Source organism: Actinomyces sp. oral taxon 171 str. F0337 (genome assembly GCF_005696555.1).
Lineage (GTDB): Bacteria > Actinomycetota > Actinomycetes > Actinomycetales > Actinomycetaceae > Actinomyces > Actinomyces oris_E.
Genome location: NZ_CP040005.1, coordinates 2254677 through 2270127, shown reverse-complemented (window position 1 = coordinate 2270127; position 15451 = coordinate 2254677). Strand labels below are relative to the sequence as shown.

Annotated in this window: 11 protein-coding genes; 1 reads left to right on the top strand and 10 read right to left on the bottom strand. The window is 70.3% G+C overall.

Annotation, left to right across the window (positions count from 1 at the left end):
- Positions 1 to 23 precede the first annotated feature (23 nt).
- From modB to FBF36_RS09775, 7 genes are all read right to left on the bottom strand, one after another.
- A complete protein-coding gene (gene modB, locus FBF36_RS09805) occupies positions 24 to 2168 on the bottom strand; it encodes a molybdate ABC transporter permease subunit (RefSeq protein ID WP_138137451.1) in 2145 nt (714 codons plus the stop codon).
- 42 nt (positions 2169 to 2210) lie between these two features.
- Complete coding sequence (gene modA / locus FBF36_RS09800; protein ID WP_009394473.1) at positions 2211 to 3182, bottom strand: molybdate ABC transporter substrate-binding protein; 972 nt, start codon at positions 3180 to 3182, stop codon at positions 2211 to 2213.
- Between the two features lie 35 nt (positions 3183 to 3217).
- A complete protein-coding gene (gene narI, locus FBF36_RS09795) occupies positions 3218 to 4006 on the bottom strand; it encodes a respiratory nitrate reductase subunit gamma (RefSeq protein WP_009394471.1) in 789 nt (262 codons plus the stop codon).
- Position 4007: 1 nt separating this feature from the next.
- Positions 4008 to 4769: a nitrate reductase molybdenum cofactor assembly chaperone gene (gene narJ / locus FBF36_RS09790; protein ID WP_009394469.1), complete on the bottom strand. Its 762-nt coding sequence runs from the start codon at positions 4767 to 4769 to the stop codon at positions 4008 to 4010.
- 1 nt (position 4770) lies between these two features.
- On the bottom strand, positions 4771 to 6468 hold the full coding sequence (gene narH / locus FBF36_RS09785; RefSeq protein ID WP_138137449.1) for a nitrate reductase subunit beta: 1698 nt from the start codon (positions 6466 to 6468) through the stop codon (positions 4771 to 4773).
- Positions 6468 to 10244, bottom strand: coding sequence for a nitrate reductase subunit alpha (locus FBF36_RS09780; protein ID WP_009396940.1), 3777 nt, complete (start codon positions 10242 to 10244; stop codon positions 6468 to 6470). The genes narH and FBF36_RS09780 overlap by 1 nt, the downstream gene beginning before the upstream one ends.
- 221 nt (positions 10245 to 10465) lie before the next feature.
- Positions 10466 to 11797: an MFS transporter gene (locus tag FBF36_RS09775; protein WP_138137448.1), complete on the bottom strand. Its 1332-nt coding sequence runs from the start codon at positions 11795 to 11797 to the stop codon at positions 10466 to 10468.
- A 320-nt stretch (positions 11798 to 12117) separates the two neighbouring features.
- Between FBF36_RS09775 and FBF36_RS09770 the strand changes: the two genes are divergently transcribed.
- A complete protein-coding gene (locus tag FBF36_RS09770) occupies positions 12118 to 12651 on the top strand; it encodes a molybdenum cofactor biosynthesis protein B (RefSeq protein ID WP_009396935.1) in 534 nt (177 codons plus the stop codon).
- A gap of 43 nt (positions 12652 to 12694) precedes the next feature.
- Here the strand turns inward: FBF36_RS09770 and FBF36_RS09765 are convergent, their stop codons facing one another.
- The 3 genes from FBF36_RS09765 to glp form a co-directional block, all read right to left on the bottom strand.
- The gene (locus FBF36_RS09765) at positions 12695 to 13345 is read right to left on the bottom strand and encodes a molybdenum cofactor guanylyltransferase (RefSeq protein ID WP_050792674.1); all 651 of its coding nucleotides are present in this window, start codon (positions 13343 to 13345) and stop codon (positions 12695 to 12697) included.
- Between the two features lie 19 nt (positions 13346 to 13364).
- Complete coding sequence (moaC, locus tag FBF36_RS09760) at positions 13365 to 13868, bottom strand: cyclic pyranopterin monophosphate synthase MoaC (RefSeq protein ID WP_009396933.1); 504 nt, start codon at positions 13866 to 13868, stop codon at positions 13365 to 13367.
- 94 nt (positions 13869 to 13962) lie between these two features.
- Positions 13963 to 15288 carry a gephyrin-like molybdotransferase Glp gene (gene glp / locus FBF36_RS09755; RefSeq protein WP_138137446.1) on the bottom strand — a complete coding sequence of 442 codons (1326 nt, stop codon included), beginning with the start codon at positions 15286 to 15288 and terminating at the stop codon, positions 13963 to 13965.
- Positions 15289 to 15451 lie beyond the last annotated feature (163 nt).

The window sequence follows — 15451 nt, the reverse complement described above, 5'->3', positions numbered from 1 at the left end:
TCAACGCCCCGGTACCGCAGTTCTCAACCCCGGCGAGCCAGGATACGCACCTGAACAGCCTTGATGACGCAGCAGATCTCCCGGCCCTCGGTGATGCCGAGCTCGGCCACGGCACCCGCGGTGACCGCCGCCGACAGCCGCTGCCCCTCCTCCAGCTCCAGGCGCACGCTCACCAGCGCCCCCGAGCGCTCCAGACCCGTCACGCGGCCGGACAGGACGTTGCGGGGACTGCCGTGCGGCGCCTGCCTGTAGAGGGCGACGGCGTCGGGCGGTACCAGCGCAATTCCCGGCGCTCCGGGGTGCAGGGCCTCGTGGACCTCGTCGTGGTTGTCCCGGTGGCGCTGCTCGCCGACCCACCCGTCAGGGGCATCCTCCCGGGGGCGGCCATGAACGACCTGCCCCGACGGCAGGCGCAATCCCGGCGCCTCGGCGTCGCCGTCAACGACCCCGGTGAGTACGGCCGTCCCCGTCAGGCGGGCGACGAAGTCCGAACGCGGCGCGGGCAGGACCCGCGCCGTCGGCCCCTGCTCCACGACTCGGCCACGGTCCAGGACGACGACGTCCTCGGCCAGAGCCGTCAGGTCCAGGACGTCATGGGTCACCAGCAGCAGCGTCAGCCCCTCCTCAGCGCATCGGCGTGCCACCAGGCGGCGCATCTCCTGGCGGGCGGTGACGTCAAGGGCGGCCATCGGCTCGTCCAGGACCAGCAGGCGAGGGCCCGTCGCCAGCGCCCGGGCCAGCGCCACCCGGGCCGCCTGCCCGCCCGAGAGCGCGCCTCCCGAACGGGAGGCCAGGTGATCGGCCCCGACGGCGGCCAGCTCGGCGCGGGCCCGGCGCGTCGCCTCCAGGCGGCCCACCCCCTGGCAGCGCAGCGCGAACATCACGTTGCCCAGCACCGACATGTGGGTGAAGACGCCCGGCTGCTGGCTGAGCAGCGCCACCTGGCGCCGCCCCGCCCGCACGAAGCCCCCGGGGCCGTCCAGGACTCGTCCGCCGAGCACCACGTGACCGTTCTCGGCGTCAAGCAGGCCGGCCACCACGGAGCAGACCGTCGACTTGCCTGAGCCATTGGGGCCGATGAGCGCCGTCGTGCGCCCCGCCTCCACCTCCAGGTTGACGACGACATCGCGCTCCGGCAGCTCGAAGGTGACGTGCAGGTCCTGGCCGCGCCCGGTGCCCTGGGGCGGTTCGGTGGACGCGGTGCTCGCGGAAGAGGGCACGTCGCCGTCGGATTCCTCATCCGAGGAGGGCTCGGACGACGAGGAGACCTCCTGCTCGGCCCGCTCCCGGCGACCACTCAGCAGCGCACCGACCAGACCGGACCAGTCCACGGTCGTGGCCCCGACGATGATGAACGACATCCCGATGAGCACGACTGCGAGGGCCAGGGCCGTGGCCGCGTCGCTCTCCTTCTCCAGGTAGATGGCCAGCGGCATGGTGCGGGTGACGCCCTCCCGGGAACCCGCGAAGGCGATGGTCGCCCCGAACTCACCCAGGCTCCGGCCCAGAGCCAGGGCGGTGCCCCGGGCCAGTGCAGGAGCCGCCAGCGGCAGCGTGATCTGCGTCAGCACCCGCCAGGGCCCCGCCCCCAGGGTTCGAGCAGTGGTCTCGGCCTGAGTGTCGCGGCTGCGCAGCGCCGCCTCCAGAGTGACCACCAGGTAAGGCATGGCGACGAAGACCTGGGCGAGCACGACGGCGGTCGTCGTGAAGGCGATCGGAGCATCCCAGGCCTCCAGGTAGGTGCCGAACACGCCCCGACGTCCGAAGGTCGCCAGCAGCGCGATACCGGCAACCACCGGCGGCATCGTCATCGGCAGGATCGCGAGGACTCGTGCGAATCTCACCCCCGGCCAGCTGCGGGACAGAAGCAGTGCCAGTGGTATGCCCAGCGCCACGCAGACGAGTGTGGCAGTCAGGCAGGTACGAATCGACAACCAGAGGGCGGCCTGCGCCGACGGCGTTCCCAGCAACTGGGGCAGCTGCCCCCAGGACACACGAGTGCCCATGCCCATCAGAGGCAGGATGATGGCGCAGCCCCCCAGGATCGCCAGGACAGTGACGAGTACCGGCAGAGGGGAACGAGCGGCCCGCCCACGCCCCAGGAGGGCGCGGGCGGGCCGCTGTACCGACTGCTGCGCGGAGCGCGCAGTGGGGGACATCTGCTTCACAGAATCATGTGTACCAGGTCCCCGAGCCAGACAGGTACGTCATCACGGAGCAGTCGTCTCCGCAGTGGGCTTGTCCGTCTCCGTGGCGGACGTCCCCTCAGCGGTCGCGGCCTGAGACGGGGCGGCGCCGGCTGCGGTGCTGGCCGTAGCGGCGCCCCCGGCGCTGGAGCTCGCCCCGGCACTTGCGCTACCGGTGTCGCCGGGCTTCCCGAAACCGTACTTGGCCAGGATGTCCTGACCGGGTTTGCTGGTGATGGCGTTGATGAAGACCTGAGCGGCCTCGGGGTTGGAGGGCTTGGCGGTCTGGGCGATCGGGTAGTGGTTCACGACGCCCTTGTTGTCGATGGTGATCTCATCGACCTTGTCCTTGGCGGCCACGGCGTCAGTCTTGTAGACCACGCCCGCGTCGGCCTCACCGGACTCGACCTTGGTGCGCACGTCCGTCACCTTCTGCTCCTCGGAGACCGGGTTGAGAGTGACGTTGTAGGCCTTGGCCAGCTCCTTGGCGGCATTGCCGCACGGGGCGGTCTCCACACAGACCACGAGCTTGGCGCCGTCGAGTGAGGAGTCAATGCCCTTGACGTTGGCGGGGTTGCCCTTGGGCACGATGAGGGTCGGGACGTTGGTGGCGAACTCGGTGCGCTCGCCGACCAGCTTCTGCTCCACGGCCTTGTTCATGGTGGGCTCGTCGGCCGTGGCCAGGACGTCGGCCGCGTTGCCCTCGGACAGCGAGCTGACGAGGGTCTGGGAGCCCTGGAAGTCGAAGGTGACGTGGAGTCCGGGGTTGTCCTTCTCCAGCTGGGTCCCGATCTCCGTGAAGGACGCCTTGAGGGAGGCGGCGGCCAGGACCTTGAGCTCGCCGGTGGCCTTCTGCGGGGCACCTGAGCCGCTTGCGGAGGCGGCGCCCGAAGCGGCGTTGGTGGAGCTGTTGGAGGCGGAGCCGCCGCAGGCGGCCAGGGAGACGGCGGAGAGCAGACTGACGGCGGCGATGGCGGCGCGACGGGAGATACCCAATGCGTGTCCTTTCGCTGAAGGCAGGGGCGGCCGGCTCAGGCGCCCTGGGAGGGAGTGACGTCGTTGACCCCCTGGTTGCCGGTGCCCTGGGTCCGTACCGGGGTCCAGCCACGTGAGGTCCGGGCAGTGGAGGTGGCCCCCTCGCGTGAACGGTAGACCACGTAGGGGCGGGTCACGTAGCCCACGGGCGCGGAGACCACGTGGACTAGGCGGGTGAAGGGCCAGATCGCCAGGAGCAGGAAGCCCGCGATGACGTGGAGCTTGAAGGAGACCGGCACGTCGGCCATGAGCTCGGGGCGCGGCTGGAGGACCAGCACCGAGCGCAGCCAGGGGCTGATCGTCTCGCGGTAGTCGTAGCCGTGGGCGTCGGAGAGCTGGTTGAGGACCGTGGCGGCCGTTCCCAGCAGGACCGGGACGATGAGGAAGCAGTACATGACCACGTCGTTGCGGGTGGTGGCCAGGCGCACGCTCTTGACGACGATGCGTCGGTAGATGAGCCCGACCAGGCCCACGATCGTCAGGATGGCCGCGAAGGTTCCCAGGTAGGTGGCGCCCAGGTGGTACATGTGCTGGGAGACGCCCAGCATCTCGGTGACGTCCTTGGGCACCAGGAGCCCGACGACGTGACCGCCCATCACCATGAGGAAGCCCAGGTGGAACAGGGGGGAGGCCAGGCGCAGGATGCGGGACTCGTTCCACTGCGAGGAGCGGGAGGTCCAGCCGAACTGGTCGGTGCGCCACCGCCAGACCATGCCTGCCACCAGCAGCACCAGGCTGGCGTAGGGCAGGGCCACCCACATGAGGTTCTGCTGAATCGGGCTCATGTCATGCTCTCCTGGCTGCTCGTGAGGGGGAAGGAACGGCGACTGGTACGGAGCCCGGCACAGTAGGTGCACCGGACAGACTCGGGTTGCGCACGGGAATGGTCGGGAAGGGCAGGGTGTCGGTGACACCGACGGTCTCGGTGGGAGGTCCGGCCGCCACGAGGGCGCGCACGCGCTCGGCGGTGGCCCCGTCGATCTGCGGCAGGGTCATCGAGACGGCCTCCACCAGCCCCGCGTAGGGGGAGGCGGCGTCGGCCAGGGCGCTGCGCAGCACCTCGATGCCCTCACGGTGGGAGGACAGAAGCGCACTGGCCACCTCGTCACCGCTGCGCGCGGACAGCTCGAGGACCACCGGCAGGTAGTCGGGCAGCTCGTCAGCGGCCATCTCGTAGCCGGCCGCCGCCAGCGCCTGCTTGAAGGCCAGTAGCGCGGCGCCCCGGTGCCGGGTGTCGCCCACCGTGTAGTACGTCAGGTACAGGCAGCAGCGCCGACGGCGGTCGAAGACCTCCACGTAGTGCTCGGCCATGGCCCGCTCGCCGCGGCGCCGCGCCTGAGCGACGAACTCCTCCAGGAGGACGGCGACCTCCGCCGGCAGCGTGGCCAGCTCGGCCTCGACGGCGTTCAGACGCGTCTCCAGAGTGCCCTCGGCCGGGTAGTCCAGCAGCAGCGAGGCCGCCATGTGCACGGTGGCTCGCTGAGAGGCCGTCAGGTACACCTCGGCAGGGGTCTGAAGGACCCTGGGGGCGCGGACGAAGGAGACCATCTCAGAGGTCCCTCGGGGCTGCGACCGCAGGGCCGGTCGAGGCTGCCCCTGCGGAGGAGTCGGCCGCCTGAGCCTGCCCCACCGGCTGAGGCACACCGACCTGCGGCATGCCCGGGCCGGCAGCCGGCACCGGCTCGCGGCGCACCGTCGGCAGCGGCAGGCTCACCGGGCCGTTGTTGACGCCGCCGGCAGCGCCCTGGCCGTGGAAGGAGGCGACGTCGGGGTGGCATCCGGCCGGGGCGCCCTCACCCAGGAGGGTCTTGACGTCGTTGCCCATGGACTCCATGCCGCGGGGGACCTCGGGCTTGGCGGTGGGGATGACGTAGCGGTCGTCGTACTTGGCAATGGCCAGCAGGCGGTACATGGCCTCCAGCTTCTTGCCGTCCAGGCCCACAGAGGCGGCGATGGCCGGGTCGGGCTCGCGGCCCAGGCGCACGTCGCGCATGTGGGAGCGCATCGCGGCCAGACGCCGCAGCACGAGCTCAACCGTGTTGGTCTCACCGGCCGTGAACAGGCCCGCCAGGTACTCCAGCGGGATGCGCATGTCGGAGACGGCCGTCAGCAGCACCTTGTAGTTCTCGCCGTCCAGGCCGGCGGCCGCAACCTCGTCGACGACCGGGGAGAGCGGCGGGATGTACCAGACCATCGGCATGGTGCGGTACTCGGGGTGCAGGGGCAGGGCCACCTCGTAGGTGTCGATGAGGTCCCAGATGGGGGAGGCCTGGGCGGCCTCGATCCAGTTGTCCGGGACGCCCTCGGCGCGCGCGCCCGCCACGACCTCGGGGTCGTGGGGGTTGAGGAGGATCTCGCGCTGGGCCATGTAGAGGTCCTGCGGGTCCTTGACGGCGGCGGCCTGCGAGACGCGGTCGGCGTCGTAAAGGAGGACGCCCAGGTAGCGCAGGCGTCCCACGCAGGTCTCCGAGCACACGGTGGGCTCGCCGATCTCCAGGCGCGGGTAGCACAGGGTGCACTTCTCGGCCTTGCCGGTGGCGTGGTTGAAGTAGACCTTCTTGTAGGGGCAGGAGGACACGCACATGCGCCAGCCGCGGCAGGCGTCCTGGTCCACCAGGACGATGCCGTCCTCGGTGCGCTTGTACATGGCGCCCGACGGGCATGCGGACACGCAGGTGGGGTTGAGGCAGTGCTCGCAGATGCGCGGCAGGTAGAACATGAAGGCCGACTCGATGTCGGTGCGCACCTTCGTGCTCATCGCCTCGATGATCGGGTCCTGCTGGAGGGTCTCCATGGAGCCGCCCAGATCGTCGTCCCAGTTGGGACCCCACTTGATGGTGGGCATGTACTCGCCGGTCAGCTGGCTCTTGGCTCGCGCCACCGGGAGCGCCGGGGAGTCCTTGGGTGCCGAGAGCAGACGGTCGTACTCGTAGGTCCACGGCTCGTAGTAGTCCTCGACCGTGGGCATCTCCGGGTTGGCGAAGATGTTGACCAACCGGCGCAGGCGCCCGCCCGAGCGGGGCCGCAGGCGACCCGAGGCCGTGCGCTCCCAGCCGCCGCACCAGGTGTCCTGGTCCTCCCAGCCCTTGGGGTAGCCGACACCGGGGCGGGTTTCGACGTTGTTGAACCACATGTACTCGGTGCCCTCGCGGTTGGTCCAGGCCTGCTTGCAGGTCACTGAACAGGTGTGGCAGCCGATGCACTTGTCGAGGTTCATCACCATTGCGATCTGGGCCATGACCTTCATCAGAAAGTCACCTCCTGGTTGCTGCGGCGACGGATGAGCGTGACCTCGTCGCGGTTGTTGCCCGTGGGGCCGATGTAGTTGAAGGCGTAGGACAGCTGCCCGTAGCCGCCGGCGAAGTGGCTGGGCTTGAGCACGATACGGGTCAGCGAGTTGTGCGTCCCGCCGCGCCTGCCGCTGGACTCGGTCAGCGGGGTGTTCATGGTGCGCTCCTGGGCGTGGTGCATGAAGACCATGCCCTCGGGGATGCGGTGGGAGACGATGGCGCGCGCCGCCACGATGCCGTTGCGGTTGTAGGCCTCGACCCACTCGTTGTCCTTGACACCGATCTTGTCGGCGTCCTGGGGACTCATCCAGATGGTCTGGCCCCCGCGTCCCAGCGTGAGCATGTGCAGGTTGTCGAAGTACTGCGAGTGGATCGCCCACTTGTTGTGCGCGGTGATGTAGCGCACCGCGACCTCCGCCGTGCCCGCCTGGCTCGTGGACACCGCGCCTGGTGCGGCCTCCCCGTACAGGGCGTGGAAGTCCAGCGGAGGCCGGAAGACCGGCAGGGACTCGCCCATGTCCCGCATCCAGTCGTGGTCGAGGTAGTAGTGCATGCGCCCGGTCAGGGTGTGCCAGGGCTTGGCGTGCTCCACGTTGACCACGAAGGCCGAGTAGCGCCGGCCGCCGTGCTCGGAGCCGGACCACTCCGGGGAGGTGATGACTCCCTGGGGCTTGACCTGGGTGTCGGCGAAGGAGATGAGTTTTCCGGCCTCCTCCTCGCTGAGCTCGACCAGCGGGGTGCCGGTGCGCTTGGACAGCGTGTCCCAGCCCTCGGTGGAGATGCGCCCGTTGGTGGTTCCCGACAGCGTGAAGATCGCGTCGGCGGCGCGGATGTCGGTGTCGAGCAGCGGCCGGCCGGCGGCCGCGCCGTCGGAGGAGACCCCGTGGTTGCGGGCCAGGCGCTCCACCTCCGGCCCGGGCTTGAGCATGATGCCCTTGCAGGGCAGTCCCAGTTTCTCGGCCAGGGGACCCAGGGCGTCGAACTTGGCCCGGATCTGGGTGTAGTCCCGCTCGGTGGGCACCAGCTTGGGCATCGTCACTCCCGGCACCCACTCCTGGGGCAGGGAGGACACGTCGCCGTGCGCCATCGTCAGGGCGTCGGGGGTGTCGTGGGTCAGGGGCGCGGCGACGACGTCGGTCTGGGTGCCCAGGTAGCGCGGCGCCCAGGCGGAGATGAGCCCGGCCAGGGTCTGGAAGACCTGGAAGTCGGTGCGCGCCTCCCAGGGCGGGTCGATGGCCGCGTTGAAGGAGTGCACGAAGGGGTGCATGTCGGTCGAGGAGATGTCGTGCTTCTCGTACCAGGTGGCCGCAGGCAGGACGACGTCGGAGTGCAGGGTGGTGGAGGTGTTGCGGAAGTCCGCGGTCCACATGAGGTCGAGCTTTCCGACAGGGGCCTCGTCGCGCCAGGTCACCGAGGCGGGACGCTGCTCGGGCGGGGTCTCGACGGCATTGACGTCGTTGTCCGCGCCCACCATGTGGCGCAGGAAGAACTCCGTGCCCTTGGCCGAGCTGCCCAGCAGGTTCGTGCGCCACGAGCACAGGATGCGGGGGAAGTTCTCGGGGGCGTCGGGGTCCTCGCAGGCGAAGCGCAGCTCACCGGATCGCAGCTGCTCGACGACGTAGTCCTTGGGGTCCATGCCCGCCTCGGCGGCCTGCTGGCCCAGGAGCAGCGGGCTGCGGTTGAAGGTGGGGTAGGACGGCGTCCACCCGCGCTTCATGGCCTCGACCATGGCGTCGGTGGTCGTCTTGCCCGCCAGGGTGCCCGGTCCCAGCGGGGAGGCCAGGCGCTCGGCGGAGGTGGTGTCGTAGCGCCACTGGTCGGTGGTGATGTACCAGAAGCCCGTGGAGATCATCTGCCGGGCCGGGCGGTGCCAGTCCAGGGCGAAGGCGTACTGCTGGAAGCCGCTGAGCGGGCGGACCTTCTCCTGACCCACGTAGTGGGCCCAGCCACCGCCGTTGACCCCCTGGGTGGCGCACATGGAGGTCAGCGCCAGGATCGTCCGGTAGATCTGGTCGGCGTGGTAGTAGTGGTTGATGCCCGCGCCCATGACGATCTGGGAGCGGCCGCCGGACTCCACGGCGTTGAGGGCGAAGTCGCGCGCCACCTGGATGATGGCGGGGCCCGGGACGCCGGTGATCTCGCTGGCCCAGGCGGGCGTGCCCGGGACCGTGGCGTCCTGGTAGTCCGCGGGCCACTCGCCCGGCATGGACGGGCGCTCGACGGCGTACTGGGCCAGGAGCAGGTCGTAGACGGTGGTGACCAGACGGTCCCCGATACGGGTGACCGGCACGCCGCGGCGCACGACGCCGCCGCCCACAGAACCCTCGGGGGTGGAGGAGCCGGGCAGGTCGAAGCGGGGCAGGAGCACCTCGGCGGCCTGAACCTGGGGGCCCTCGCCGTGCAGGTCCAGGATGCTCATGACCGGGTCGACGTCCTCCATGAGCAGGTTCCACTTGCCCTCGCCCTCGGGGGTGAAGCGGTCGGCCAGGGTGCCCCCGGGGTCGGCCGGGCCGCGCTGGCGGTCCCACACGAGGGGACGGAACTCGTTCTTCGGGGCACCGGTGGCGACCCCGTTGACGTCGGAGGCCGTTACGAAGCGGCCGGGTACGTAGCTGGTGCCGTCGGGGGAGGGCTCCAGGCCGATGAGGAAGGGGGAGTCGGTGTGGCGGCGCATGTAGTCCAGGAAGAAGGACTCCTCGCGCTTGACGTGGAACTCGGAGAGGATGACGTGTCCCATCGCCTGGGCCAGGGCGCCGTCGGTACCCGGGGCAACGCGCAGCCACTGGTCAGCGAACTTGGTGTTGTCGGCGTAGTCGGGGGAGACCGCCACCACCTTCTGCCCGTGGTAGCGGGCCTCGGTCATGAAGTGGGCGTCCGGGGTGCGGGTCAGCGGCAGGTTGGAGCCCCACATCATGAGGTACTGGGAGTTGTACCAGTCGCCGGCCTCGGGGACGTCGGTCTGGTCCCCGAAGACCTGCGGTGAGGCCGGCGGCAGGTCGGCGTACCAGTCGTAGAAGGAGAGCATCGTGCCGCCGATGAGCTCGTGGAGGCGGCCGCCGGCCCCGTAGGAGACCTGGGACATGGCCGGGATGACGCTGAAGCCGGCGATCCGGTCCGGGCCCCAGGCGCGGATGGTGTGGACATAGGCGGCCGCGACGATCTCCATGGCCTCGTCCCAGCCCACGCGCACCATGCCGCCCTTGCCTCGGGCCGACTTATAGGCCTTGGCGGTGGCGGGGTCATCGGTGACCTGCGCCCAGGCGGCGACCGGGTCGCCGTCGTTGTCGGCCTTCGCGGCACGGAAGGCGTCCAGCAGGACTGAGCGCACGTAGGGGTAGCGGATGCGCGTGGGGGAGTAGGTGTACCAGGAGAAGGCCGCGCCACGCGGGCAGCCGCGGGGCTCGTACTCGGGCATGTCCGGTCCCGTGGTGGGGTAGTCGGTGATCTGCTTCTCCCAGGTGATGATGCCGTCGGAGACGTAGACCTCCCAGGCGCACGACCCGGTGCAGTTGACCCCGTGGGTTGAGTGGACCATCTTGTCGTGGCTCCACCGGTGCCGATAGAAGGTGTCGGACTCGCGTCCGCCGGTCAGGAACAGGCGGCGGGCGTCGGCAGAGGCTTGTCCTCGACGCAGGTACGAGCCCAGCGTGAGCAGTCCGGGGGCGTTCTCGACCTGCTGGTCGGGTCCAGGGACGATCCCGGGGCCGGTGGTCTGGGAGCCGGTGGTGCTCATCAATGGTCCTTTGGTCCGTGAAGCTGGTGGGTGGTCAATGGTGTGTCTGTGTTCATCGGTGTTCAGCGTGGGGGCGCGGCGGTCCGGCGGGTCGATGGCGACCGGACGGGCACCGAGCGCCCCCGCCGACGGGGCAGGCGCGCGGGTGAGCCGTTAGCCGCCGCGCCGTTGTCCCCGTCAGTCGGTTACGGGTGGCCCGGGCGGACGCCGGATGCTGGAACTCAGCCCGGGAACGGGGCTCCCGGTCGGGCATAGCGCAGCCAGCAGATGACCGCGCACACGGCGCAGTAGGTGACCGAGATCCAGAACCAGGCGGTGGTGCCCAGGGAGGCGATGGCGACGCCGACGATGAAGGGGCCCAGGCTGGCAACGGCAGCCGTGAAGCCGATGGCGCCGCCGGCCTGCCGCTTAGGCATGATCATTGGCATTTGCTTGAAGGTGCCGGCGTTGCCCAGGCCGGAGAAGAAGAACATCGCCAGCATGGACCACAGGAACCCGGGGAACTGCGCCGGATCGGTCGGATGGAGGTAGAAGGTGGTGACGGCCAGCGTGGCACCCATTCCGATGATGGAGATGAAGGTCCAGATGGCCCCGCCGAAGCGGTCGCACAGGGGCCCCCACAGCATTCGGACCACCGACCCGATCAGTGGCCCGAGGAAGGCGTAAGTCGCCCCCAGGGGCAGAAGTGACTTGTCGAAGTGCTCGGCCAGGGCCGACTGAGGCCCGTAGGTGTTCTTGATGAGGAGTCCGAACTGTGCGGCGAACCCGGAGAACAGGCCGAAGGTCGCCACGTACATGAGCGTCATGTACCAGGTGTCGGGGTTGGTGAAGATGTCGATCTGCTGGCGGATGTTGGCCTTGACCGGGACGTCCTTGAGCAGGGCGAAGGCGAGAAGCGCGGCCACGATGGTCCACGGGATGAAGAAGACGGCCACGTTGTGGACCCAGACCTGGCCGCTGCCGGCGTGCTGGGGGGCGATCCAGGTGATGCCCAGCAGTCCGAAACCCATGAGCCAGGGGCTCAGCAGCTGGATGATGCTCATTCCCATGTTCCCGATGCCCGCCTGGATCCCCAGGGCGGTACCGGTCAGCCGCTTGGGGAAGAAGTACCCGGTCGAGGGCATGTAGCCGGAGAACGAGCCGCCTCCGATCCCGCAGGCGAAGGCCAGGGCGAGCAGCGTCCCGAAGCTCGTCTCGGTGCTCTGCACCGCGAAGAACCAGCCGAGCATCGGCAGTGCGTAGAGCAGGGAGGACCATGCGACGAGCTTGCGCGTGCCGACGATCGGCGGCAGGAACATGTAGATGAGGCGGATCAGGCCGCAGGACAGGCCGGGCATGGCGGCGAGCCAGTACAGCTGGCTCTCGGTGAGCTTGAAGCCGATCTCGGTGAGCTTGGGGGCGATCGCGCTGGGAAGGAACCAGACGCAGAAGGCCAGGATCATCGAGTAGGTCGAGACGATCAGTGTGGTCCAGGCGATCTTCGCGGACCAGTTCTCCGGCTCCTCGGGGTTCCACCCTGTCAGGACGCGACCGGAGGTGTCAAGCGTGGACATAGGGCTCCTGCTGTGTGTAAGGCCTGGTCTGCTGGGCGACGGCGCCGTGGACCTGAGGCTGTCGTGAAGATGTGGGAGGGGGCGTGCGGGCACGCGCCGCCCTCATGATGCAGGTCTGTGGTCAGATCTTCAGGCTGGGTGTGATTGTCTCAGCAATACAAGGGGAAAACGGAGGGTCGGCCGTGCTCGGGGCAAGCAAATTAAGATAAACTCATGTTATCTAATTGATGTGGGGTGGAGTGAGACCGCCGAGAACCCCTCGGGGAGCGACTCGTGCGGTGAGGGGTTCAGCGGACGCTCGTGCGGACTACGGTGGGGCTATGAGCGAGACCCCCATCGTCCAGAAGGGCCTGGCGGCCCTGCCCGAGCCCGTCAAGGGCGCCGTCATCACCGTCTCCGACCGCTGCGTCAGTGGTGAGCGCGAGGACCTCTCCGGCCCGCTGGCCCAGCGTCTCCTGGCCGAGCACGACGTCATCGTCGACACGGTGGACCTCGTGCCCGACGGCGTCGAGCCGGTGCGTGAGGCCATCAGGCGGGCGGTGTCCGCCGGCGCGCGGGTGGTCCTGACCACGGGCGGCACCGGCGTCACCCCCAGAGACCTCACCCCGGAGGCCACGGCGCCACTGCTGCAGACCCGTATCGAGGGCATCGAGGCGCAGATCCGCGCCCACGGGCTGACCAAGACGCCGCTGGCGGGACTGTCCCGCGGCCTGGTGGGAGTGACCTCCCGCGGTGCCGACGGAGCCCTGGTCGTCAATGCCCCAGGCTCTCGCGGCGGGGTCAAGGACACCGTCGCCGTCGTCGGCCCCCTGGTGCCCCACGTCCTGGAGCAGCTCGGCGGCGGAGACCACTGAGCGCCACCGTGCGCTACGGAGCGGATCGGCCTGAGCGGGCCCGTTACTCCGAGCGGCCTGCGTCCCAGGCGCGGACCTCGGCCCAGGTATCCAGGTCCCGCACGACATCACGGGACACGGGCAGCGCTGCGATCCGGAGGGGCCTGAGGGCCCGGCGCACGGCGGTGTCCCGCAGAGGTACGCCGCCTGGGGCCACGGCCGTGGCCAGTGCCCGGCGGCGGTAGAGGCCCAGCAGGTACTGGGTGTGCTCACCGTCGCGGGCGCAGACGCCGTCCAGCTCCGGCCCCGCCTTCGCCAGCGCACGGTGCAGAGTCGGCAGCACCTGCCAGGAGGACGGGGCGTCGCAGGTGAGGATCCCGGTGAGCCCCACGACCGGAACGCACCTGCCCAGGAGCTCCAGCCCGGCCGCGATCCCGGCGACAGGCCCTCCCAGGGGAGGGTCCTCCAGCGCCCGCAGGACGTCGCCGGGCAGCGCGACCTCTTCCGGAGCGACGACGCACACGCGCCCGAGCGCGAGGCCCTGTTCCCGTAGCCGCTCCACTCCGGCCAGGACGTGGTCGAGCAGGCGCGCCCCTCGGGCGACGACGTCGGGCTTGGAGGCTCCGCCCAACCGCCTGCCGGTCCCACCTGCCAGCACGACGACATCGGCGACATCGGCGACATCGGCGGCGCCGGCCGGGTCTGCGGTGCTCATGGTGGTGCCAGCCGTCTGCTCAGGCCTCGTCACCGCAGTCACCGCGCACCCAGTCCCCTGAGCGCCCCCCGGACTTGGCCACCACCTTGGCCTCGCGCAGCTCGACGCCGCGGTCCACTCCCTTGACCATGTCGACGATCGCCAGCCCCGCCACCGTGGCTGCGGTAAGGGCCTCCATCTCCACCCCGGTGCGGTCGGCAGTGCGCACCGTGGTCTCGATGCGCACGCCGCCGTCGACGATCTCCAGGTCCACGCGCGCCCCGTGCACGCCGATGACATGCGCCAGCGGCAGGAGCTCGGGGACCTTCTTCGTCGCCGCGATCCCGGCCACGCGGGCCACGGCGAGCACGTCCCCCTTGGGGACCGAGCCCCCGCGCAGGGCGTCGACGATCACCTCCGAGCAGGCCACGAAGGCGCTGGCGCGGGCCTCGCGCACAGTCGGGGTCTTGGCAGTGACGTCCACCATGTAGGCGGCGCCCGCCTCGTCCAGGTGGGTGAGGGTGATCTCGGGGCGAGTAATCATAGGGGCTCCTTCACAAGGGGTGTGGGATCACGTGTTGTGGCCGCGGTCCGGGGGCCTCGCAGGCGGTCCCGACCCGAGGGGTGGTTCGCGAGCTCTACGAGGCGGATAGCGGGATGAGGGGCAGCTCGTCGCCGACCTCGACCGCCTCGACCTCGGCGGCCACCACCGCCAGGGCCTGCGCGGCGGGCAGTGAGGCCACCAGGTGCGAGCCGGAGCCCAGCCGGTGGGTGGGCGTCACCCAGGGCAGGCCCGCGCCGTCACCGACGTCGGAACCGGCGGGGGCCTTGGTGAAGCGCACGGGCACGTGCTGGCGCCGTCCCGGTGGGGTCTGCCAGCCCACTGCCGCACGCGCCGTCAGGCGAGGCCGGCCCGGAAGCGACTCGGTGCCGCCGTCCGCCATCTCCTGACCGGACAGCCGGGCCAGAGCCGGGGCCACGATCGTGGTGAAGGACACCAGGACACTCACCGGGTTACCCGGCAGGCAGATGATCGGCACCCGCCGACCGTCGTCGGCGAGCACCCAGCCGTGCCCCTGGGGCTTGCCCGGCTGCATGGCCACCTTGACGAAGTCCAGGTGCACCGGGACCGCCTCGCCCTGCTGAGCCTGCGCCAGCATCGTCAGGGGATCGAAGGCCCCCGCGGACACGCCCCCGGAGGTGACGATGAGGTCGGCGTCGGCCGCGGCCTGCCGCAGCACCTTAGCCAGGGCCTCGGCCGTGTCGCCGCTGCGGGCCACGCTCGTGCACACCGCTCCGTGCTCGGCGACCAATCCGGCCAGCAGCAGGGAGTTGGAGTCGGGGATCGTTCCGGGCTCAAGCGCCTGACCGGCGTCACGCAGCTCGGCCCCGGTGGAGACCACGGCCACGCGCACCTGCGGACTCACCAGCACCGAGCCGAGCCCCACGGAGGCCAGGGCGGAGATGGCCGCCGCGGACAGCCTCGTCCCACTCGCCATGACCGGATCGCCCGCGGTCACGTCCTCCCCGGCTCGGCGCACGCTGAGACCGGGGCTCACTGCGGCGTGGATCTCGACGCGCTCCGGAACCGGTTGCGGGCCGGGATCCTGGTCGGTGTCCTCCACCTTGACCACGGCGTCAGCGCCCTCGGGCAGCATCGCCCCGGTCATGATCCGCTGGGCGGTTCCGGCAGCGAGGGGACGCGGCGCGGCGCCGGCCGGAACGTCCCCGCTCACTGGCAGAACCACGGGCGTCTGCGGGCCGGCGCCGGTCGTATCCTCAGCACGCACCGCGTAACCGTCCATCGCCGAGTTCGTCCACGGCGGCACCGGGACGGCGGCGGTCACGTCCTCGGCCAGCACCCTGCCGTGCGCCTGTCCCAGCGCCAGGCGGCTGCCTTCCAGGGGCGACAGGGCCCCAAGCACCTGGGCGACGTAGTCCTCCAGGGGAATCATCTGCGCCATCACGGTCCTTTCTCGACGGGCTGCCCTGGGGGTCGTGACCTCAGAGCGGACGGTCGCGGGCGGGGCAGTGCCCGAACGTCGTGGCCCTATCATGCCCGTTCATCCGGAGGTGCCCACATGGGTATGCTCGCGGCCGACCATCCGGTGACGCCCAGCCCGCCGC